General features: G+C 40.6%; 22 protein-coding genes. 18 read left to right on the forward strand and 4 right to left on the reverse strand.

The window, feature by feature from the left end; all coding sequences use genetic code 11:
• Positions 1-90: 90 nt before the first annotated feature.
• The 4 genes from bsdcttw_RS10680 to bsdcttw_RS10695 all read right to left on the reverse strand — a co-directional run bounded on the left by bsdcttw_RS10680 (position 91) and on the right by bsdcttw_RS10695 (position 4,794).
• Positions 91-978 (reverse strand): diguanylate cyclase, encoded by an 888-nt coding sequence (locus bsdcttw_RS10680; RefSeq protein WP_185259345.1) that lies wholly within the window; start codon positions 976-978, stop codon positions 91-93.
• An 85-nt stretch (positions 979-1,063) separates the two neighbouring features.
• Complete coding sequence (locus bsdcttw_RS10685; protein WP_185259346.1) at positions 1,064-1,435, reverse strand: response regulator; 372 nt, start codon at positions 1,433-1,435, stop codon at positions 1,064-1,066.
• On the reverse strand, positions 1,410-3,767 hold the full coding sequence (locus bsdcttw_RS10690) for a response regulator (protein ID WP_185259347.1): 2,358 nt from the start codon (positions 3,765-3,767) through the stop codon (positions 1,410-1,412). The genes bsdcttw_RS10685 and bsdcttw_RS10690 overlap by 26 nt, the downstream gene beginning before the upstream one ends.
• A 268-nt stretch (positions 3,768-4,035) precedes the next feature.
• A complete protein-coding gene (locus bsdcttw_RS10695) occupies positions 4,036-4,794 on the reverse strand; it encodes a 4Fe-4S binding protein (RefSeq protein WP_185259348.1) in 759 nt (252 codons plus the stop codon).
• 301 nt (positions 4,795-5,095) lie between these two features.
• Here bsdcttw_RS10695 and bsdcttw_RS10700 point away from each other — a divergent pair, with 301 nt between their 5' ends.
• The 18 genes from bsdcttw_RS10700 (at position 5,096) to bsdcttw_RS10785 (ending at position 21,724) form a co-directional block, all read left to right on the forward strand.
• Positions 5,096-5,677 carry a PadR family transcriptional regulator gene (locus bsdcttw_RS10700; protein WP_185259349.1) on the forward strand — a complete coding sequence of 194 codons (582 nt, stop codon included), beginning with the start codon at positions 5,096-5,098 and terminating at the stop codon, positions 5,675-5,677.
• A gap of 40 nt (positions 5,678-5,717) precedes the next feature.
• Positions 5,718-6,599 (forward strand): helix-turn-helix domain-containing protein, encoded by an 882-nt coding sequence (locus bsdcttw_RS10705; RefSeq protein WP_197979843.1) that lies wholly within the window; start codon positions 5,718-5,720, stop codon positions 6,597-6,599.
• 148 nt (positions 6,600-6,747) lie between these two features.
• On the forward strand, positions 6,748-7,275 hold the full coding sequence (locus bsdcttw_RS10710) for a hypothetical protein (RefSeq protein WP_185259350.1): 528 nt from the start codon (positions 6,748-6,750) through the stop codon (positions 7,273-7,275).
• 127 nt (positions 7,276-7,402) lie between these two features.
• Positions 7,403-8,161, forward strand: coding sequence for a TIGR00266 family protein (locus bsdcttw_RS10715; RefSeq protein ID WP_185259351.1), 759 nt, complete (start codon positions 7,403-7,405; stop codon positions 8,159-8,161).
• A 194-nt stretch (positions 8,162-8,355) separates the two neighbouring features.
• On the forward strand, positions 8,356-9,204 hold the full coding sequence (locus tag bsdcttw_RS10720; RefSeq protein WP_185259352.1) for a helix-turn-helix domain-containing protein: 849 nt from the start codon (positions 8,356-8,358) through the stop codon (positions 9,202-9,204).
• 150 nt (positions 9,205-9,354) lie between these two features.
• Positions 9,355-11,235 carry a DUF2207 domain-containing protein gene (locus bsdcttw_RS10725; RefSeq protein ID WP_185259353.1) on the forward strand — a complete coding sequence of 627 codons (1,881 nt, stop codon included), beginning with the start codon at positions 9,355-9,357 and terminating at the stop codon, positions 11,233-11,235.
• Between the two features lie 38 nt (positions 11,236-11,273).
• The gene (locus bsdcttw_RS10730; RefSeq protein WP_185259354.1) at positions 11,274-12,068 is read left to right on the forward strand and encodes a CPBP family intramembrane glutamic endopeptidase; all 795 of its coding nucleotides are present in this window, start codon (positions 11,274-11,276) and stop codon (positions 12,066-12,068) included.
• Positions 12,069-12,396: 328 nt separating this feature from the next.
• Entirely contained in the window at positions 12,397-12,966 is a 570-nt protein-coding gene (locus bsdcttw_RS10735) for a hypothetical protein (protein ID WP_185259355.1), read from the forward strand.
• Between the two features lie 203 nt (positions 12,967-13,169).
• Positions 13,170-13,817 carry a hypothetical protein gene (locus tag bsdcttw_RS10740; protein ID WP_185259356.1) on the forward strand — a complete coding sequence of 216 codons (648 nt, stop codon included), beginning with the start codon at positions 13,170-13,172 and terminating at the stop codon, positions 13,815-13,817.
• A 107-nt stretch (positions 13,818-13,924) separates the two neighbouring features.
• On the forward strand, positions 13,925-14,995 hold the full coding sequence (locus bsdcttw_RS10745; protein ID WP_185259357.1) for a hypothetical protein: 1,071 nt from the start codon (positions 13,925-13,927) through the stop codon (positions 14,993-14,995).
• Positions 14,970-15,743 (forward strand): hypothetical protein, encoded by a 774-nt coding sequence (locus bsdcttw_RS10750; RefSeq protein WP_185259358.1) that lies wholly within the window; start codon positions 14,970-14,972, stop codon positions 15,741-15,743. The genes bsdcttw_RS10745 and bsdcttw_RS10750 overlap by 26 nt, the downstream gene beginning before the upstream one ends.
• 167 nt (positions 15,744-15,910) lie before the next feature.
• Positions 15,911-16,540 (forward strand): hypothetical protein, encoded by a 630-nt coding sequence (locus bsdcttw_RS10755; protein ID WP_185259359.1) that lies wholly within the window; start codon positions 15,911-15,913, stop codon positions 16,538-16,540.
• 27 nt (positions 16,541-16,567) lie between these two features.
• Positions 16,568-18,013, forward strand: coding sequence for a WGR domain-containing protein (locus bsdcttw_RS10760; RefSeq protein WP_185259360.1), 1,446 nt, complete (start codon positions 16,568-16,570; stop codon positions 18,011-18,013).
• A 55-nt stretch (positions 18,014-18,068) separates the two neighbouring features.
• Positions 18,069-18,209, forward strand: coding sequence for a 4Fe-4S binding protein (locus tag bsdcttw_RS10765; protein ID WP_185259361.1), 141 nt, complete (start codon positions 18,069-18,071; stop codon positions 18,207-18,209).
• Positions 18,210-18,621: 412 nt separating this feature from the next.
• A complete protein-coding gene (locus tag bsdcttw_RS10770; RefSeq protein WP_185259362.1) occupies positions 18,622-19,341 on the forward strand; it encodes an ADP-ribosylation family protein in 720 nt (239 codons plus the stop codon).
• 45 nt (positions 19,342-19,386) lie between these two features.
• Positions 19,387-19,596 carry a hypothetical protein gene (locus bsdcttw_RS10775; protein WP_207726530.1) on the forward strand — a complete coding sequence of 70 codons (210 nt, stop codon included), beginning with the start codon at positions 19,387-19,389 and terminating at the stop codon, positions 19,594-19,596.
• Positions 19,597-19,722: 126 nt separating this feature from the next.
• Entirely contained in the window at positions 19,723-20,979 is a 1,257-nt protein-coding gene (locus bsdcttw_RS10780; protein WP_185259364.1) for a hypothetical protein, read from the forward strand.
• 220 nt (positions 20,980-21,199) lie between these two features.
• Entirely contained in the window at positions 21,200-21,724 is a 525-nt protein-coding gene (locus tag bsdcttw_RS10785; protein ID WP_185259365.1) for a HEAT repeat domain-containing protein, read from the forward strand.
• The last annotated feature ends 74 nt before the right edge of the window (positions 21,725-21,798 follow it).

The raw sequence follows: 21,798 nt of genomic DNA on the forward strand, positions 1-21,798 counted from the left end.
AAGTTATGTATAGTAAAAAGTAAGGGGCTGATTTCAATCAAGTCCCTTACTTTTGTAGTTTTAGAGTGAGGTTGAAAATGAGGGATGATTTTATCCTAGCTCTACTCTATTCCTGCCATTTGTCTTAGCCTTATAAAGAGCTTCATCTGCTCTTTTAATCATTTCCTTTGAATCAATAGATTCTTCCGGTTCTTTGGAATAAATACCGATACTAATGGTTATCTGTATGGATTCATTGCCAATATCAAAATGGTTTTCTTCCACAGCAGAACGTATTTTTTCACCTACCAGACAGGCATTAGAAACATTGGTTTCAGGGAGCACAAGTCCGAACTCTTCACCACCATATCTGCCGGCGATATCGCTGCTCCTGACGGAATTTGTGAGGATTTCAGCAACTTGTTTGAGAATCAGGTCTCCAGCCAAATGACCATAGTTATCATTAACTTTTTTGAAATAGTCAATATCCATCATGATAAAGGTTAGGCTGCTTTTATTGCGTTTTGCTTTCAGAAGTTCCTTTTCAAAAAGATCAATCAAAAGAGCATGATTAAATAAACCGGTTAAACCATCTCGAGAAGCCATCTCTGTTAATTTGTCCTGTTGGGCTTTGAAACGGAGAGCAGACTTTACCCGCGATATAACCTCAATTTCATCAATTGGTTTTTTAATATAATCAAAGGCGCCTAAATCAAATGCTGTTTTCAAATCCTGAGTCTCTGTTTTTGCCGTAACAATTATTACCGGAATATCCCTAGCCAATGGCTCCTGTTTTAATAGAGAACAGACTTCAAAGCCATCGAGTATGGGCATCATGACATCCAGTAGGATAGCAGAAGGTTTTACTTTGACAGCCAAATCCACAACTTCGGTACTGTCGACAGTAGCATAAATCTCAAAATCTTCATCTTCCAGAATATTTTGGAGCAATCTTAAATTATTCTTATTATCATCTACAATTAAAATTCTTTCGTTCATCGTTGACTCCCATCTATGCGCTCATTCGAAGCACTTGTAGGTTTAGTATACTTATAAAATCAAGGGGGCGAGTGCTTCTAGCTTGTCATCCCTGTATCCAGTGGTTTATTTTATCTGTAAATATATCATCATCAATTGGTTTGGAGATATAGTCATCAAAGGTCATCCGAAAGCTTTCTTCATCCTGGGACATAGCATAAGCAGTGACTGCAATAAAAGGAGTTTCTTTCAACTGGGGATATTCCTTTAATTTATTGGTTACGGTTATTCCATTCATATCAGGAAGCGAGATATCCATTAATACCAGCTTAAAGGAAGTATCAGCAGCAAGCTGCAAAGCTGTTTTTCCGCAGTCTGCGCATATTAATTCAATGCTCTCATCTATATCTTCCATAAGCTGCTTGATAAGCCGCATATTATTAGGGTTATCTTCAACTAGCAGAATTTTTTTTGTCATTATTTGATTTCTCCTTGATTTTTGCTAATAATACATCCATAACCTGTTCAATTATTACGCCTGATTTTTGTATGACCATACCGGCGTGTAATGATAGTTCTTCCTTTTCTTTATTGGTCAGGTCCTTCGAAGTTACTATAATTACAGGAGTATCACTGATACCAGGGCTATTCCTTATTTCATCCAGAACAGTAAAACCGTCCTTTTTGGGCATCATCAAATCCAGAATAAGAACATCCGGTTTTTTCTGCTTGACTTGCTTAATAGCTTCTTCTCCATCCATGGCAAAGCGGTAAGTAAGGGATTCCTCCTTTAAGAATTGCTCCATGAGGCTCAAGAAATTGGGATCGTCATCAGCAATCAGTATATCAGCATCTGCCATATTTGTTATGGTTCTTGTAATGGTGTCTATGAGTTCCTCCTGAGTAACCGGTTTTATCAGATATTCATCGGCTTTCATCCGGTAAGCCAGATTTTTTTCACTTAATACAGAAGCCATAATAACAGGAATCTTCTTTGTTTTGATATTGTTTTTCAATTCGCTTAATATTTCCCAGCCGTCTTTATAGGGAAGAATAATATCAAGTATAATGACATCCGGCATGAGCTCGATTATCTTATCAACAACATCTTCCTGACCGTTGAATCGAATTACTTCAAAATTATGCTCAGTAAGATACTGAGTATAGAGTCTCTGTACATTAAAGTCATCATCAATACAGACAACTCTTTTACCGGTTTTTATAGGCCTGATTTCCAGATGATCATCTAAAGGTTTGTAGTTTTCATTGTAATTGACAGGTAAGGTAACGGTAAAGCAGCTTCCCTCATTGAGGGTACTGGTCACAGTTATCTTTCCGCCTAACATTTCAATGAGCTTCTTTGTAATTGAGAGTCCAAGGCCGGTTCCGCCTACTTTTCTGGTATAAGAACCGTCCACCTGTCTGAACTCGTCAAAGATGTTATCAAGATTTTCTGGGGAGATTCCTATTCCCTGGTCTGTTACCTTAATAGAATATAAATCATTTTCTTGATTTAACGATAGGCTAACAGTACCTTTGTCGGAATATTTAAAGGCATTGCTCAGTAAGTTTATCATTATCTGTTTAATTTTAATTCTGTCACTGGTAATCAGGGCATTTTCATAACCTGAAATATCCTGAATATAATCGATATTCTTACCATCTGCCAAAGTATTTGTCATGAGGTATACTTCTGTTAATACTTTTACAAGATTAAAGGGTTCAATATGAACTTCCATTTTTCCGGATTCAATCTTCGAATAATCTAAAAGACCATTTATAAGCTCCAGGAGGTGGGAAGCCTCTTCCTTTACAATACCAAGGTTCTCTTTTTGTGTTTCCGGCAAACTGTCACCACTCTTTTTTATAACACGAGTGGTAAAGCCGATGATGGAGTTTAACGGTGTTCTAAGCTCATGGGACATGTTTGCCAGAAACTGGCTCTTAAGTCGGTTGGCTTCGTTAACCTCAGCCATCTGGGCTTTTAACAATTCATTTTTTTTCTCCAATTCTTCTTCCCGAAGCAGTATAGCTCTTTGCATTTCATTAAAACGATTTATAAGAATGTCTAATTCTTTGTCTGTTTTCAGGTCAATAGTCGAATGATAATTCTTTTCCGTTATTTCCTGTGTGGCGCTAATAAGAAGTCCTACCGGCTTTGAGATTCCTCTGGCAGTAAAGAGGGATATAAATATTGCAATCAAGGAAGTTAAGAGACCACCTATTATGATTGCATAAGCCGTGGTTTTTTGGGTATCTCTCAAATTACGGTTTCGAATGTCAAGCAGTCGCTGTTCTTCTTTATTAATATCTTTTACGAGCAGCCGGATACCATCCATTTGTTTTTTTCCGATGTTTGTTTTTGCTATTACAATAATTTCATCCAAAGACATTTGTCCGGAATTAACTTTTTTTCTTCCTTCAATAATCTTCCCGGATTCCCATTGATACCAGGCTTCATATTTTGTTTGTAATTTCTCTAGTCTTACCTGCTGAGAGGTATTGTCACTTGTTAAGTTTTTAATAGTACTAAAATGCTGCTCATAATCTGTTATTGCACTTTGAAATGGTTCCAGAAAATCTTCATTACCTGTAAGGGCAAAGCCCCTGGCACTGGTTTCCATACTCAGCATGCTTTCTAAAATACCGTCGGCTTCATGCATTACCTGATAAGTATGCAAGTTTAGATTAACAGCATCCACCTGCTTGTTGTAATTGAAATAGGTATAACCAAGCAGGAATATCATACTGACTACGACTATTCCGAAGCCAAAATATAGCTTTTGGCTGAGCTTAAATTTATGAAACAATGTGATACCTCCATATTATGGGAAATTAGTCCTAGTTTATCTGGCTTTGTACAATCCAACCCATTATAACAGATGGAGAGAAAAGAAGTAAACTATTATTAATTGAGGATATTTACCAATTAAGAGGACTTATTCCCACAGACCCAGGGTTTTTTGCAACAGCCCCTTATTTCAAAAAAATAAGGATACACCAATGGTAATTACATCATGATAATTACTATTAATGTATCCTTATTCTTCTTATTTTCACAAGTATCTAGAGAGTACTTTATTCTATTTTTTCGGTAGATGTGGGAGTTTTAGTATTATGGAATGAGAGATTGATTGCAGACTTGGGGCAGATATCAGCACATTCACCGCACAGAATACACTCACTGTTTCGCATGTCTCCGGCAGTAACCATGTTATTTACATCAAGGCTCATGGGACATTTTTTGTTACACTGCTTACAGTTAATACAGGAGGAAGGTTCTGGCTGCAGACGAAGTCCGGGTATATGTAAAGCATTTCTTAGTTTGTTTCCAAGTATCATAAAGGGAGCCATCCAGCAGATGGAATGACACATGCCTCTTTTTCCGATCAGGAGAGCCAGAATAGTAATAAGGAAAACAATACCGAAATATGTAATTATTCCGGGCAGGGAGGATGCGGAGATACCATGCTCTGTCATATAGAAAAAATCCACTGAATGAATTCCTCCCGCGGTATAGAAGGCTGCAATAATTCCAAGGAGCCAGGGAACCCAAATGAAATATTTGATCCGATTTATTATATTGCCCTTAACAGGCTTATCCACGGCAGGAAATAAAGATTCCTGTAACCCTGCGGCAGGACATACCCATCCGCAAAAGGCCCTGCCAAAGAATAAGGAAAAGAGAAAAAGGGAAGCGAAGGTCAGGAAACTTCCTGAGATAATACCGGCAGCACCACCCTGGATAATTAGGTAGGGGGAGAAGTAGAATAAAGTTATCGGAAATAGGAAAAAGGATAGGGTTATCAGCAATTTTCTTGTTTTTTGTCTTTTCATAGGAGAGACCTTTTACCACAAAAATAAGTGAAGGAAGAATTTAGTGGTATCCTTTCTTTATAATTTACTTTCATATATAGATTCTATTTGACAGAGTCTATAACAACATGATATAGTTACTATAAGAAAACTATATCAACATAATATAGTCTTGTCAAGAGATTTCCGCAACGAAAAGTTAGAGGAAAAGAATTCGCGTGGAAATTTAGAAAAGAGGTTAGGGTGAAAAAAAAGAAGTTTTTTCACCTAGCGATTTACGAATATCCAATCGAAGATTGAATATTCGCGAAAGGAGTTATTAATGGCAAAAGAAAATACATCTATGTATATCATCTTGGGATTATTAGAACATGAGGATTTAAGCGGTTATGATATTAAGAAAAAGATTGACTTTATGATAAGCCATTTTTGGGAAATTGGATATGGACAGATATATCCTACCCTTAAGACAATGGAAGAAAACGGGATGATAACAAAGAAAGTCAGTGAGACCAGCAAAGGGCCGGAGAAGAATCTTTATTCTATTACGGACAGCGGAAGAGAAGTCTTAAAAGAATGGCTTTTACTTCCGGAAGCAAAGGAATATACGAAATATGAAATCCTGGTAAAACTGTTCTTTGGAAAACTGGTATCAGAAGAAGAGAACCGAAAGCGTATTGAATTATTTCAGGAGCGCCATCTTCAGAATGCGGCTATTATGAAAATGTTTCGAACTAATCTGGAACAAGTACTAAAAGAGAGCGAAGACCATCTATATTATTATTTAACAGTCCTTTTTGGAGAAAAGATATACAATGCATATATCGAATGGGCAAAGGAAGCAGAGGAACTGCTAGGGAAAAAGAATGAAAATGATAACCTGCACAAAGGGGATAATGAATAGGTAATAATCTTCAGAGCCGATAAGAAAGGTGGGAAACGGGATGAATACAGCGTGGGAATTAAAAATGGAAAAATATCTTCCTTATACCTCGGAAAAGTGTCCCGGTATCAGACAGCATATAATCTATGAATTGGGAGCCGGAATCATACCGATGCCAGCGGATACCTCTCTTTATGCCATATTTGTCATGAAAGGGGCGGGACAGTATGAGGGCATTCGCGTAAAGGCAGGAGATGTGGTGGTACTGGGTCTTAACAGGCAGCCGATTACTGGTATTTCTGAAAATATGACTTTGTTTATTCTGACCTTGGATTTTACATTGTTTTATGATATCACGGGTATATTGCCGGGGGATTTAGACGGGGTAATGCAGCTGGGAGTTTGGAATCCCCTGTCGGAACTTTCCAGAATACTGATTGAGTTTCCGCAAAACTGCTGGCGAAGGCTTGCCGATAATTATCTTTCTTCCTATCTGGCAAAAAAACATTGTGTCCATTCTCTAAATCTGGAACGTGTTCACTACATTTCGAATAAAATCCTTCAAAGTTCTCATACGTACCGCAGGCCAGTTAACATTTTTCCGACAGGTTGCAATACTACTCAGTTTGAAAATGAAAATTACGTATTGAATTATCAAAAATCCTCCAAGGATGTACATAGAATCGCCCGGGATGCAGGAATTTCACCCAGGCAGATAGAAAGAAACTTTAAACAGGTACTTGGAATGACACCGAAGGAATATCAACAGATTGTCCGGTTTCAGCATGCCCTTGGGTTGTTAAGGGACAATACACCTTCACAAGCAGCCATCCTGGCCGGATATTATGATCAGTCCCATATGACAAAGGATTTTGCAAGGTTTTCACCTTGGACGCCGGTAAAATGCGCTCCTGTGGTATCATCCCTCCTGCCATACCAATAAGCATAACAAGCGCATCTTACAGATGTATTAGGAAAGTGCCTTAAGATAACTTGTCGTTAAATTACAAGACAAAGGAATGGTATTCAAATTACAATAACAGTGAGGATATATCGGTTTTTACCGAATAAAAGAATGAAAGGAGAACGATATGGGATTTTTAAGCTCACTGTTGGAGAATATCACACAAAGCCTGGCAGGACACGGTAAAGCTAATCTGGGTGATGTTCAAAATCTTGGAAAAGATATGCTGCAAAATGCAGCAAACGAAGCCTCTGATAGACTGGAGCAGGGTGTGAAAAACACCACAGTCAATCTTGAAAATGCATACAAGAGACTGGCGCCTATTAACAGAGACAGCTATACGGCGTTTCAGAGAAATCCAAAACAGTACCTGGAGAAAGAAGGAGTACTCTGGTTTGTCAGGAAGGACCTGGAGGCAGCCCGTTATTACTGTACAGGCGGGAAGGAAGGCTATGGAAACGAAGAGCGTTTGAGTGGATTTGGGGCTGCACCATTTCCTAAATTAAAGAAAGATATAGAAGAAACAGAAGTCCGTGTCAAAGAAATGGAAAAGGCAAAAGGATACGAGTTCGTAAGTTGTATCGGTAATACGATTATATTCCGGGAAATAACAACTGGAAGAGAACTTACGCCGGAGGAATCCAGCCAGATATAGCATATGAGAGTATATGTTACCGGCATTGAGGTTAGGGCGTGTTTACAAACACATCCTAAGAAGGAGAGAGAAATTTTCACAACCTTTGATTTTGTATGCGTGCGGAGCATGCAGTTAGGAGCTAAGTATGAATCATGAAGTGGATTACCGAATTATCGGTGAAGAAATGCAGATAGCAGAAATAGAACTGGACAATGGAGAAAGTGTAGTGGCGGAAGCAGGTTCACTACTCTATATGGATATGGGAATACAGATGGAGACAATCTTCGGGGACGGTTCCGATAAGGAGAAGGGCAGCGGTCTTATGGGAAAACTCATGGGGGCAGGAAAAAGACTGCTCACTGGAGAGAACCTTTTTATGACCTTATTTACGAATACCGTTGAAGGGAAGCAAAGAGCTGCATTTTCTGCTCCTTATCCGGGTAAAATCATACCGATGGATTTAAATAGTTTTGGGAATACGCTCATCTGTCAGAAAGATTGTTTCCTGTGCGCTGCCAAGGGAGTTTCTATTGGGATGGAATTTACCAAGAAAATCGGAGCTGGTTTATTTGGAGGAGAGGGCTTTATTCTGCAAAGGCTGGAAGGGGATGGAATGGCTTTTGTTCATTCCGGCGGAACAATCATTCGGAGAGAACTTACAGCAGGAGAAGCAATTAAGGTGGATACCGGGTGTCTGGTGGCTTTTACAGAGGGAGTACAATATGATATTCAGCTGGTAAAGGGAGTGAAATCTGCTCTGCTTGGAGGGGAAGGACTCTTTTTTGCCACAATGACAGGACCTGGAACGGTCTGGCTGCAATCCCTACCGTTTAACCGTCTGGCGGCATCCATTATAAAAACGGTACCTCAGCCGAAAGAAAGTACAACTCTTGGATGGAAATAAATAAAAGAAATTAACTCGGAATGTTTCGTATTAAAAATTTATTAAAATTTTTAATGATTTTATAAGTTGCGAAGTCATGACTAAATAAAGTATAATCCGAAATATAGTAAATGATATTATGTTTCAGGAGCATGGCAGAAAATATTTGTGCTGGCACCGGGATTTGTGGAGCTTTGAAAGCATGGAGGTTTAGCATGGACTATTGCAGAGATTTACTTGAAAAAGAAGAATACGAAACTTTTCGCTGCGTCCCGTCAAAGTATAAAGAACAGGGGTTGTTCCAGTATGTATACTGGCATCTGGACAGTAATCAACCTATCGTCACACCTGTTGATACGATTGTACATATTATCTACGTTACAGGCGGAGAATGCATATACAATGGATTAAATGTCAGTAAAGGACACATGTTTGTAAGCGGAATGAATAATGAGCCGCTGACCAGCTGGAATATTAAAAATTTGTCTATGTTCTCCATAGATATGGATTATCTTCTCTATTACTCTTTGACAGGGATGACACCTGCCTTTTTCAAAGAAGAGTCCAAATTACTTACGGAAGAGAATCCTTTCTATGCTTTGGGCAAAGAGCTGTATCATTTGCCGCCAGCACAATGGTGTAATATAGCAGAAAGATATATTGGAGGTCTTCTCCTTAATATTTCCATAAATACAGGACAATACGAATATGTAATACAGACAGCCAGAATTCTATCGGCTTGCCGTAAGATGGATTGGAAAAACATTAGTGGAGAATTACCTGTATCCTGCCGGCATTTACAGCGACAATTTGCCGCCTTCTTTGGGGTAACACCTAAAGAGTATTTTAATATTCAGAGATTTTATAAAGCCTTCTCTGAATTGGATAAGAACAGTCTTGCAGACACGGCAGTGGCGGCAGGTTATTATGATCAATCCCATATGAACCATGAATTCCGTCGTATGACAGGATTCTCTCCCAGCCAGGTATCAAGACTTGATGTTCCGACGGCAATGCGCCATGTAAGAAAAAAATTTGAGACCGCTTATTTTCAAACTTTTTGAGAATAAGCGGTCTTTTTCTATTGAAAGCAAAATAAATATGTGTCGTTTTATTACAATACAGAATATCCTTTCAAATATATAATTTGTATATAAGATGGGTGAACAGACCCGGAAGGCAGATAAAAGCAGTCAGAGGAGGGATTATAGCAGATGAAATGGAAAAGCTTTATAAGAACTATATTTATAGTTGCCGCCATAGTAATATGCTTTACAGAAAAAGCAGATGCTGCACAGACCTTTGAGTTTCAAATGGAATATAACGGTTACAGTATAAAAGGCTATGATATTTTCGTAAAAGTGGAAGAGGATGCTTCCATGGATATTACTGAACGAATAACAGTTTCTTTCAGCCGTGAGAAGCATGGAATCTATAGAGTAATTCCCTTTGCTGGAACCTTCGAAGCAGAAGGTGGAGCGTTCAGAGAAAAGCAGCGTTATCTTGCAAAGATATCGCAGGTGTCGGTACAAGACGGTGACACGAAAGAAGTGATTCCTTATTCCCTTCATTCAGACAATGGCTCACTTACCATTAAGATAGGTGATTCCAAACACACCCTTACCGGTGAGAAGACCTATGAGCTTCATTATCATTACGGTTTTAGGGCTAACAGGAATACAAAGGGGGATATTCTGAGCTATAACCTGATTGGCACCGGCTGGGATACTACTATCAGTCATATCCGGTTCACCCTTGATATGCCAAAGGAATTTGATGCCAAGAACCTGTTACTTTATTCCGGCAGGTCCGACAGCCATGAAACTGCTGATATTACCTGGGCCTTAAAGGGCAATAGTATTACCGGGTCCGTACAAAGAATACTTGAGCCGGGAGAAGGCCTTAGTATACAGCTGCCCCTTACTGATGGGTATTTTACTAAGAAGAAGGAATGGCTGCCCCTTGGTGAGAGTATTTTATTTGGAGGAATGGCAGTTATCAGCCTTTTACTTTGGTTTCGCTTTGGACGGTCAGGACAGGTTAAGATTACGGAGGAATATGTACCGCCAAAGCAGCTAAGTCCTGCAGGAATCAGCTATGTCTTAGAGGGAAATGTGAGCCGGAGGGCAATCTCGGCTATGATACTTTATTGGGCAAATCTCGGCTACTTATACATAGCGGATGAAGGTAAACATATTTTGCGGCTGGTAAATGGCCGTGACCCAGGCGAGGATATACCTGGTTATGAAAAGCAGCTTCTAAGAAAGCTATTTGAAGGAAGGGATGAGGTAAAGGCCTCTGACCTAAAAGAGGATTTTCAAGCAGCAGTGGAAGAATTTAAGAGGGCCCTGCGGGAAGAATTAGAAGGTACTGGTCAAGCAATGCATGAAAAAAAAGCGAAATATGGAAGGCTTGGAGGATATCTTATCTCGGCTTTCATTATAGCTTTACTGACTGGGCAGGCACTTTCCTTTACCAGCATCGGAGTGGGAGGCTTTTTACTTACATTGTTTATCAGCCTCATGCTTTACCTTATGTCCTTTGTCTGCTCTGCCTTCCTTGGATACTTTGCTGACCGGCTTTCTATAGGCAAATGGCTAGGCTTTCTTATCTTTGGAGTATTTTACGGATTACTTCTATGGTTTTTTGCCTGGTGGACCGGAAAATATATGTTGCAGCCATTACCTTATTCGGTCGGCGGGCTGGCAGCCGGCATCAGTGCCATCTTCGGAGCTTTTTCAGGGGGAAGGACTAAATACGGCGGAGAGCTTCTCGGGCAGGTGCTTGGCTACCGAAGAGTTCTCTTACAGAAAGGTAAAAGAGGGGAAGAGAAGGAAGAAGAGTTTTCCTACAAGGAACTTCCTTATGCCTTTGTCTTTGGACGGGCGAAGAAATGGGCGTCTGCCTTTAAAAAGTTGGAAGAAAGCCCGCCATCCTGGTATATGGGACCTCAAAACATGGGGTTTGAACCTGTATTTTATATGATGTATCTTGAGAGAGGAATGGGAGGCTTTGAAGTAAATATGTCTTCCGGAAGTGATTCTGCTGGTGGTGTGGGAGGAGGAGTCGGCGGCGGTGGCGGCGGAAGCTGGTAAGATATTTCATTAACAAGAAGAGTGAAAAGAGGTACTTGATGAAAAAACGAAAAGTTCTAATCTATATTATATTATCGTATGGAATTACCTGGGCTTTATGGATTCCCTTGCTCTTAAATTATCAATTAGGGGCAGATATTCCTTTGCTGCCCGGTCAATTTTACCTGGCTTCTTTTGGACCTATTCTGGGGGCAATCATAACTTCACTGCTCTGCGGAGGTGGGGAGATCAGAACCTGGTTTAAAAGAACCTATTCCTTTCAATTTTCAAAGAAATGGCTGGCTATTGCAGTGTTGATGCCAATCAGTTATGGAATTATCGGAATAGCTGCCCATCGGTTGGCTATGGGGGTGTGGCCGGATTTTAGCCGGTTCGGCTTGACGGAAAAGCTACCAGGTTTTAATCTGTGGCAGACAGCTTTGGTCTGGATTCTGACCTTTGGATTGGGAGAGGAATCCGGCTGGAGAGGTTTTTTATTACCGGAGCTGACCAAGAGGTATTCTCTTCGAATTAGCTCCTTATTAGTAGCCCTGGTCTGGATATTCTGGCATCTGCCGGCCTTTTTCTTTAATCCCACCTATCTGAATATGGGACCGGGAATCATTGGCTGGGCAATCAGCCTTACCTTTGGGTCCGTATTACTGGCATGGCTAAGTAACGGCAGTGGGTTCTCTGTCATCCCGGTACTTATCTGGCACGGCGGCTTTGATTTGATAACAGCCAGCGATGAAGGTGCCCAGGTTATGGCTATGGTGTGCAGTATGCTGGTTATTGTGCAGGGAATCTGGCTCATACGGAAGATGGCAAGGAGTGAGGTTAAAGGACAAAGGTAATAAAAGCCAAAGGTAATAAAAACCCAAGAGAAGGCGCAGGAAGCGCACCTTAATAGGCCAGTATGGAGAGCACAGCGGAGAAATTGTTAAACCGAGTGGCGGCCATACGGTTTTCCGATGATACAGAGCTGGAGGCAGAAGAGTAAGAAGAGGGTTTTGTGTTTGAATATCTGGAAAAGTGATTATTTTATCTCCTTTTGTGAATATTAAATCTTCGATTTGATATTCCTGAATACATAGTTAAAAAAACAGCTTTTTGTTTTCTTAATCTATCATATCAGAAAAAACATGGAATGGGAGTAAAGGAAAAGAGTTTGGAGGTGTTTGATTGATAACCAGGGAATATCTACGGATTCAGAGGGCAGAAATCATCATTCGGTTTAATTTGGCTGCAATACAGCCGCCCGTTCGTTGGGGATACTATGACCTTGCGATTGACCGGGAATGGGTTCCGGTGTATGTAAACATTCCGAGAGTGAGCACTGCCGCTAAGCCGCTTCATCAAATGGAGATATCCTCGAAAGATAAACGCTTTTCTGCGCTTTTAAGAGTCTACAGGCGGATAATGGAGGACACCGGTCTGCGCTTGAGGGATTCTTCGGGGATAACGTATCAGGTGGAATATAATTGCCTGCAAAGGCTTAATAGGATATATGTCATGGGCAGCTTTCTGGAAGAAAAGGCATACTGGGAGTCAGGATTACCAGGTCTGTTTCCGTTTCTATGCAGACTTTCGGATGGAACAGAGCTGAAAGGAACTGCCGGAGAGGCAGACAGAGACAAGGAACGGGTGCTGTATTTGGACATGAGTGAAATGTCAGTGAAGGATACTCTTAGATTATTAAAGGAACTGGAGAAAGGAGAGTTACTCCTGGAGGAGATTCTCTCAATCAAATAAGACCTGATGGAAGGTCAAAGGAAAATACACTTTATTTTATTGAGTTTGATACACTTCTGAATGCGTTTTTATAGAGTTTCTGAAAGCTTCTGCCGGTTCTAGTGCAAGAGAAGCAGCTTATCAGTTTGGGATAACCCAGAGGTACCACAAAAGCAGCTGGAATTGGCCAGGAGCTTTAACGGAAATTAGTGAGAGGATAGGTCATGGAGTATATTACATCGGGAGATTCCACCGAAGCGAAGGGGTGGTTGAAGACCTTTAAAATTGCAGAAGCAGAGAAGAGGAAAATCAAGAATTTCATTCTCCGGTTTCCGGGCATGACATTTTATAAAAGGCTATGCTCTGAAATGGATACAGCCTGGATGCAAAGCTGGGGAGAAATCTTTATGGGGGTATACAATGGCTTACCCGGATATCATTTCAGTTCCATGGATGGGGGGAAATATTCGGATGAGTGGGAAGTGAAAAAGTATGAGGAGCAGTATTTTACACTGGAAGATGCCTTCTATGGTATCCCGGAATTCCCGCTGGCTTGTGGGGTGTATGAGAAGATTATGCTGGAGGATACCCCACTTTTAATCATCGCTTCCTGCCTAAATGAGATGGTGTTCCTCGCCATAAAAATGGAGGAAAGGGAAGCTGAAAAGACCAAATATCTTCAGGAGGATTTGGGAGTCTACCGCTTCTCTTATTATGATGTAAAAGAAGCTGGTGAATCCTCCTTGGAGGGATTGTTGGAAACCACAGAGGTTCAGCTGGTATTCCCATCCTTTTATGAGATGTTTAACAGAGTAACGAAAATCAGGATTTCTGATGAAATTATAGAAGCAAAATCGATAAAATGTAATTAACAGGAAGCTTGTATTTACAGGCCACATAATCAGGAAATATGCAATGCAAAGAATAAGCCTGCATACCAGATTGCAGTACGGATTGCAGATTCAAAGGAGTTGAATATATGTCCAAAATTACAGAATTCATAGAACATCTTCCTAAACAGACTCCAGAGACAGTAAAAGAATGCTTAGGGTTATTGTTCAGAGACACGGAGTCCATACGGTCTGCTTCGGTGGAACTGGCAGCCCGTGGAATGCTTGGAATGCTTCCCTTTGCAATGTCAGGGCGGCTTCCCTTTGCGTTAAAGCCGCCGAATGAACAATATGCACTTCGAATACTACCCACGGTTCCCCTGGAAAAGGCAGCCGTGGTTATTTGTTTTGAAGGAATTTCACAAGCCAGAACCATAGCACCAAGGATCTCAGACTTTGGGGCAGGTGCACTTGCCTTTTCAAGAGTTAGAGGGAATATACTGACAAAGGAGATTAAGGAAGAATTAACAGACTTTGCAAAAGTATGGGGGGATACCTCCAATACCAGGGCAATACTGGAGGTATACTCGCCCGAGGTATGGGATGAGAACATGCTGCTGAGGGCCTGCGTAAGGACAGAATATTTTGAAGTGTTTGGGGAGCTTCTGGAGGAGGATAAGAGCTGTCTCCTTGAGAAGACCCAGAGGTTGATGGAAAAATATCCGGACAATAAAATACTCATCAGCACCTATGCGGATCGCTGTATTCGAAGTGCTGCCGGTGTGGATGTGAGTGAAATGGTCTGGAAGATGATAAAAGAGGATATCATTTGTGATTCCTATATTGTGATGCGGTCTAGTTCCTCCTGGATTCCTATGAAAAATGCAATCCGGTGGCTGATCAAATCCGGAGACAATTCCTGTTCAAAGGAGTATCCGCTTCTTTATGAGGCTGCCGCAGCATGGGCTCAGAGTGATACCTATAATGGGGAGATACATCTGGCCTTTGCAAAAGAGATAGCAGAAGAGAATCCGCTGCTTGCCTATACACAGGCCTCCAATGCCGCCGCTATTTATACTGCGAGGGAGCAGAAAGCACCGGTGGAGGCCATTGCTTTTGCAGAGGAGCTTGCAGTTAAGAATCAGTGGACAGAGTTATCTGAGGTACTGGGCTGGGCACGGGAGGAGTTAGAAAATGGAACGATTGGAACAAGTAACTAGATTAAAGGAAGGTATAAAGGCGTTAGAGAATCATTGGCATTGCCTGACAGAGGAACGGCTTCCCGGTGCAAAGTTAGATTTTTTAACCCTTTATCCGAAGCATATGGAATATTTGACAGATGTTTACCGGTGGGAAGAAAAATTCTGGAGCTATGATTATCAGCTTTTTCTGGCTTTGGAGCAGGTAAAGAATCACGCAATTTTACTCGCTACCCTTGCCTGCGGGGCGGGTGCAGAGCAAGCTGATTGCAGAGAGTGGTACCTGTTAATTTCAGAAATCTGCTCTTTTCAGAGGAAAGAGGAAAAGCTGCCCTTTCATATATCAGAGTATATGATCTATTTGGCGCTTTCTGGGGAATATTCGCAGGAAAAATTCGGGCAATGGTCAAGTGCTCCGAATAGCCAGGCAGCGCAGGATTTGGTTCTGTATGCCCTGATGACTGGGAAGCCCCTAAAGATTGACCGAAGCAGAGCACTTTATGACGATGGGATTTGGCTTCGCTTCTATGATGCGCTGGCCGCCGGGGATTCCCACGGCGTAAAGGCTGCGTGTATTGATTTTGCCCGGTACTTTTGGCAGCAGTGTGAAGCAACAGGGACACCTGTTTATGCGCCGGAGGACTACCCGTGCTTTGAACCGGACTATAATGCTGCGCTGGCAATTGCATTATATCGTGATGGGATGGATATTTCTTTTGAATCTGAGCAGTATGAAAGGTTCTATATCGGAGCACTATGCAGAACATAAAAATAAGGGAATAGTAAGCGGTAAATTTGTAAGGTGATTCAGGTCTCATAGGAAGGGAGAGTAAGCGGGTAAGCTTTATGAAATTGAAGAAAGGAAGCTGATACCCTACATTTCCTATTATTGGTGACCAAGATAACTTAAATTGTATTGAGGAAAGGTTGATAATTATGGCAGTTATAATTACAGAGGGAAAATCAGGTGATGTTTTATCATGGATTGAGGAGTCTTCTTTATCAGAGGCAGATAAGGAAGCGTTGAGGAGGTTTGTCCAGTGTTTTAAGGGACTTACTTTTTTCAAACAGACTTTAGGAGGGACACCTCCTGCGTGGTTATCTGATTATTGCGGGGTTTTGTCAGGCTTTGAACGAGGTCAGCAGATATGGGTGCAATTTGACGGATTTGACCATGGATTAGTCGATCATCCGCTGGCAGATAAGATTCCTGATACCTGGTATCGATTGACAAAGCAGGTTATGGTAGCCGACGAACATGAGAAGGTCATTTTCAAAGAAAAGATGCTTTATTTTGTTGGAGTTGATATGGAGCATTATAAGACAATGCTGGCTCTTCGCTTTGATGAAGAGGATCGGAGCATATATGAATTTGATTATCAGGATGTCCACCCCAATGGTGAGGATGACGAGGAAGAACTGGAAGAACTTGAAATTCCAATGGACGGGTTTGGTTATCTGGAGACAGCGGCTGCGACCCCTGTATTCGATTCCTATTGCAGCATGTATGGACATATTAAAGCAATTCGGTTCCAGGACGGATGTGTGCTGGAGGCAAAAGTATAAACAAAGATAATATAAGAAGGATGGCTCATGGAAGAAAAAATCAAATTCACAATGGAAGAGGGCAGGCAATGCCCGGAGAAGGTTATTGTTTTAGATTTATCAGAAGCAGGAATTACGGAGATTGACTTGGAGATATTGGGGTTCGACAATTTGGAAGAGTTGATTTTAGATCGAAATCCTGAGCTGAAAAATTTGCCGGAGGAACTGGAATATCTGCCTAACATACATAAAGTCAGTCTTATTGGCTGTAATTCGGTTCTTTTAACACAGCTTTCCGTATTTACTAATTTAGAAAGTCTGGATATCAGTGAAATGTATTTCCCTGATTCAGAAGCACTTCAGGCATTGGGGAAAATGAAATCATTAAAAGAATTGAAAATGAATGATTGCACCCATCCATATATGAAAGATAAATATAATTTACATTTTCGTTTACCAGGAGAGCTTGGAAAGCTGGAACAATTGGAGCGATTATCCATTAACAACTGCTTTCTTGAGAAGCTTCCGGATTCCCTTTGCTTTTTGCAGAAACTAAGTTCCTTAAGTATTAAAAATAATTTTATTGAAACGATTCCGCAGGGTCTGCTTGAACTGCCCTCTCTTTGTGAGTTCTATGGGGAGGGTAACAAACTAAAAAAAGAGCAGAAACGGATTATGAAGATTCGGAAGGAACGGCCGGATTTTATCACAGATCAGATTAACGAGTTAAATAACGGTAAATTAGAAGACAACTCCAACTCCACCAGGACGGCTCCATTGCTATCACCGAAAGTGCTTTCTGAGCTTGCTCGATTAGGTTTTAGATTAGAGGAGATTGACACCGAGGAACGTTATTTTACACCCCTGGATACAGAGGAGGAAGCGGCGATTCCGCCGTCTATGGTTCAGCTTTTGTGGGGAGTTCACTGGAATGAGATGAAACTTCTGTGGAAGGAACCACCATTTTCCTGTGAAGAGACCTGGAATGATGAAGACTTCTGTGATGGGGATGAGGAGTATCTGCAAAGAGAGAAGGAACTTACTATATCCTATTCCTTTTATGCGGAGGAAAGCTTTTGTATCAATGAAACCGTTTATCTGGTAATTGGTTACTTTAAGAGCAGCGGACAACCCTATTATATCTGTGTTTCCTTAAAGGATGAGAATATGGGAGATCCGGATGTTTACACCTATGATTCTGTGTCGGAAGAGCCTTCCCATATGGACTCCTTAAGTGGTTTTCTTGTGGGGCTAACTACGGAAGACAAGTGGGAAGATGAATATACAGCCATGAATCTGCGGCTCTTTTATGAGGATGAAAAGTCAAATAAATTCTGGGAGATAAAAGTAGTTGGTAACCGGCAGGAGATCCGTTTTGGTAAAAACGGAAGCGAAGGTCAGAAAAAGATTAAGGAATTTGATTCACCAGAGGCAGCTTTCAAAGAAGCGAAACGATTAGCCACTGAGAAAAAGAATAAGGGATATCAGGAATAAGTAGTAACCAAAACTAGTTCTTATAAAATTATTAAAAAAAGAGAGGATTTTCAATATGGATAAGAGTATGACAGGGAATAACAATCAGTCTAAGGAGTGGATTGAAGACGGTTATTATTCCATTAACCCGGATACCTGCACCAATTGCGGCGACTGTGCGGATATCTGCCCGGTGGAAATCATAAAGAAAAGATAAAATAATTGTTTATTGAGTTAAAAAAGGAAGGACTGTTTATATACTGAAGCATTTTTAGGATAATTCAGTCTTAAAAAGCTCATGAGACCTTAAATAATGTCGTTAAATTACAATACAGGTTTTGTCTTTATCGGGTATATTTATGCTGAGGGATATTATTTAATTTTTTCTTTGGGCACTTATGAATATAATACCTGATTCTTAATATATGATTATGGTATTGAAATAATAAGCATTAAAGTGCACGTAGAAGGAAGATTCATCCTGAATACGTGCATTTTGTGTATTCAATCATATAGATCACAATCTGCGTATAAAACTTATAATCGACTAATGTAATTTGAAGATTGATACACTTGGAAAATGTCAACAAACTTACACATGTTTCTAAGAAATAGGAGGAAGCAAGAAATTGGTTAATCTATTTGGGACAAATGAGCAACGAGAACTTCTTAAGGGAATCTATGGATTTGAGTTTCCGGAGGATTTTTGGATTTTTCTTAATTTCTATGAAGAAATCAAAGGAACCCCCAATGAGAAAACGCTGGAGGATTTTGATGGTTTGGGTATATATCCGACAGGACCTTTTGATGTGTTAAGCGGTAAATTTGATGGAAAAGAGTTGAAGCTGCCAATACCCCATCATATGAGATTTCGTATGGATCCGCCGGAATTTCACACCATCCTTCTGGGACGGGATGACGGGCTGCACTTTGGCTACTGGGTGGATGATATTCGTGAAGGGAATATCTGCATCGCTGGCTATTACAACAATGACGCATTTGGAATCGATTATTACGGGACAAATCTTTTTGAATTTATCCGCTATGAATTGGAGACTATGGTAAGCGCTTATGTGGAGGAGTCAGAATACCAAGACGAGGAAGATATCCGTTATACAAAGAAGGTGTTACGTAAACTGACGGGGCTACGAAATATTCTGATGAAATATGGAACCGGTGATCGCAAGCTGAAGGGCGAGGAATATTGTATTTGTTATGCTGAAGGGGACATTAGACCATGTATGGCTCCAACATGGGAAGGGATGGGAATTGTCGTTCCCAAGGTTACATTCCAAAGCTGGGAGGAAAAGTACTTTGATGGGTACCTGAAACCATCGGCTTATGGCTAAAACTTTGGTACAGAGGATGTGACAAGAATATGTCAGCAGGCTGAGGTGTTTTTGGAGCAACAGCTTTATGGAAATGCATTGCAGATTGGTAAGAATCTCTGGAGCTTTGGAATGAAATACAGTGAGGAGGCTACTGAGATTCTTAAAAAGGCATATCGAGGGCTTGGCCGTGAGAACTATGCAGAGCTGATCCGGCTGCATCAACTACACCGGAACAGAAAAAGCGCAGATATATACGATTATGAACCGGTATAAAGAAATGATATATCCGGATTTATCCCGAAGTGTTTGTATCAACAGAGGAATGGAGTAAAAGGATGGAGTAAACAACGAGATGTGGTATGGCCCATCTCTTATGGTCAATAAAAGGAGAGTAGGATTATGTTAAAGGAAATCAAATTTGAACCATATCAGAATATTTTACCTGATCTTGAGGCGATTCGCTTTTTTCAGAGTTTTTTAGATAGGGAATATGAAGTGACATTAGCTTCAGTACGTGATGATATCGATGCAGAAGGGTTTATCAAAGAGGTGGAGAAGCTGGACGGCTTTTACCGGGAGGGGTTGAAATCAGGAGTTCTTCGTTTTCGTCAGCTAGGAGCTCCTGGTTTTGAGGAGCAAAAGGAGACAATCAAGATTAAGGCATGCCGAACTTGCTTTCTGGTTCGAAGCTATGAGCATAAGGATTATGGAACAGTATATCGCTTCTATACGGGAACGGATCGAACAAAGGGTAAGGTTTATTTCAACAGCTATTATGTGGCAAAACTGGAGGAGGGCTACCGTATCATTTCTGTCTATTTCATCAATCAGAGGCACAATGGATGGGAACGAAGGCAGGGAGTAAACTTTGAGAAGGAAGCTCCTATTTTTACCAGAGTATGGAGAGTGGTAGAACCAGACAATGGGATTGATCTCGAGGATTATAAGTCTGAGCGGGGTATAGATTATAGAGATCCAATGTCGGTGAAAAGTGAGGAAGAAAAAAATAGAAATAAATATTCTGATACACGCAACAAGGATTCTTATCTAAAAATTGATAAATCAATAAATAATTCGATGTCTTTAAAACTTGTTGAAGATGTTCGTACTAATTCCATTCTTAGCCGTGTGCTTCCCTTATTGGAGGGACGCTTTTATACCAATGGATTCCTTCGTAATAACAAGGTCTCAGAGGCAGAGGTGTTACCCGGGGAGCAGGAGAAAAAAGCATTGAAGTTTGCAGATCTTCTAAGCGATATTTTAAATGCGGATGGATGCAGTGCCTTGAATTCGGAAGGAGATTGCGGCTATCTTCCCTTCGTATACTGTGGAGAGATTTTATTGGATGGCCTTCCGGATTTTGCTGCAAAGGATGAGGTGCCTGAGGGCGCCAAGGTAGTCTATGATACGGTTGAAGAACGACGAAACTGTTTCTGGTTTGATGAAATAGAAGAGGACATTATAGAAACCTTTGAACAAGGGACGGAGGACTCGGCATATCAGGCATATATGGAAGTGGATAAGTTACTGAGAGAGAATCTGAAAGATTTGGTGGAATTTCAGATTGAGAAAGGAACGGAATTTCCTTATGTGATTGGCGGAACCTTCGCTCCCGGAATATTTGCGGGAGTAGTTACGGTGATAGTACGAACCTAAAGGCATTGGTAAATGATCAAACAGAAACATATCTAAACCGGCTTCAGCCGGAATGCCCAACATTTTACAGAACGTTATACGGAATGTATTTTAATAAAATAGAATTTAAGCAAGAAGGAATAAAAGGATATGTCGTTGATGGTGTGAAAGAAAATAACAGCTATTATATTTATTTGTCTGAAAATATCTTGCGCATCTTTCGATAACCTTAGCAGAAATCATGAAGAAAATTTATTTTTTTCGTTGGTCATGGAGAGATGAAATAGACGAGACGAGTACGAGCCCTTATACTAGGTTGTTTGAAGAAGATGAAACAAAGACATACATATATTATAGAGCAGAGCACAGGCCATATTATACATCAAGATACTTTTATCTGGAAGGTGAGGATATTGAAGCAGTCAAGGAACGACTCATGGAGAATATGCCACTACTGACTTCGGAGGATTTAATTGATCAGTTAAAGGACGGTAAAGATATTTTAAACCGCAGGAGTGCGATATACCAGCTTGGAATCTTGTGGTGCGGACAACCATTTGAGCAACCGATTTATGATATCTTTGAAAAGATTCTTCTACAGGAACAAGCGGAGGTAAAGATCGCAGCACTTTATGGAATGGCATGGACATGCTGGAAGGAAATCATTCCCTTGGTGAAAATGGCTCTAAATGATAAAGAGGAAGAAGTTAGGAGACATGCGTCACTACTTCTGGAAGGTTTATCAAAGTATGAAAAGAATTCGTGAGAGACCGAATTCTTTCTAAAGAACTCCAAACTGAATTCCATAGGAAATTCAGTTTTAACTTCTTCTTCACAAAG

The sequence above is a fragment of the Anaerocolumna chitinilytica genome, from assembly GCF_014218355.1.
Lineage (GTDB): Bacteria > Bacillota > Clostridia > Lachnospirales > Lachnospiraceae > Anaerocolumna > Anaerocolumna chitinilytica.

Coding starts and splice junctions, on each gene's coding strand:
- bsdcttw_RS10685 (WP_185259346.1), bottom strand. CDS start 1,435: ATGACAAAAAAAATTCTGCTAGTTGAAGATAACCCTAATAATATGCGG.
- bsdcttw_RS10785 (WP_185259365.1), top strand. CDS start 21,200: ATGAAGAAAATTTATTTTTTTCGTTGGTCATGGAGAGATGAAATAGAC.
- bsdcttw_RS10680 (WP_185259345.1), bottom strand. CDS start 978: ATGAACGAAAGAATTTTAATTGTAGATGATAATAAGAATAATTTAAGA.
- bsdcttw_RS10740 (WP_185259356.1), top strand. CDS start 13,170: ATGGAGTATATTACATCGGGAGATTCCACCGAAGCGAAGGGGTGGTTG.
- bsdcttw_RS10705 (WP_197979843.1), top strand. CDS start 5,718: ATGAATACAGCGTGGGAATTAAAAATGGAAAAATATCTTCCTTATACC.
- bsdcttw_RS10755 (WP_185259359.1), top strand. CDS start 15,911: ATGGCAGTTATAATTACAGAGGGAAAATCAGGTGATGTTTTATCATGG.
- bsdcttw_RS10750 (WP_185259358.1), top strand. CDS start 14,970: ATGGAACGATTGGAACAAGTAACTAGATTAAAGGAAGGTATAAAGGCG.
- bsdcttw_RS10765 (WP_185259361.1), top strand. CDS start 18,069: ATGGATAAGAGTATGACAGGGAATAACAATCAGTCTAAGGAGTGGATT.
- bsdcttw_RS10710 (WP_185259350.1), top strand. CDS start 6,748: ATGGGATTTTTAAGCTCACTGTTGGAGAATATCACACAAAGCCTGGCA.
- bsdcttw_RS10720 (WP_185259352.1), top strand. CDS start 8,356: ATGGACTATTGCAGAGATTTACTTGAAAAAGAAGAATACGAAACTTTT.
- bsdcttw_RS10695 (WP_185259348.1), bottom strand. CDS start 4,794: ATGAAAAGACAAAAAACAAGAAAATTGCTGATAACCCTATCCTTTTTC.
- bsdcttw_RS10745 (WP_185259357.1), top strand. CDS start 13,925: ATGTCCAAAATTACAGAATTCATAGAACATCTTCCTAAACAGACTCCA.
- bsdcttw_RS10730 (WP_185259354.1), top strand. CDS start 11,274: ATGAAAAAACGAAAAGTTCTAATCTATATTATATTATCGTATGGAATT.
- bsdcttw_RS10725 (WP_185259353.1), top strand. CDS start 9,355: ATGAAATGGAAAAGCTTTATAAGAACTATATTTATAGTTGCCGCCATA.
- bsdcttw_RS10700 (WP_185259349.1), top strand. CDS start 5,096: ATGGCAAAAGAAAATACATCTATGTATATCATCTTGGGATTATTAGAA.
- bsdcttw_RS10715 (WP_185259351.1), top strand. CDS start 7,403: ATGAATCATGAAGTGGATTACCGAATTATCGGTGAAGAAATGCAGATA.
- bsdcttw_RS10760 (WP_185259360.1), top strand. CDS start 16,568: ATGGAAGAAAAAATCAAATTCACAATGGAAGAGGGCAGGCAATGCCCG.
- bsdcttw_RS10780 (WP_185259364.1), top strand. CDS start 19,723: ATGTTAAAGGAAATCAAATTTGAACCATATCAGAATATTTTACCTGAT.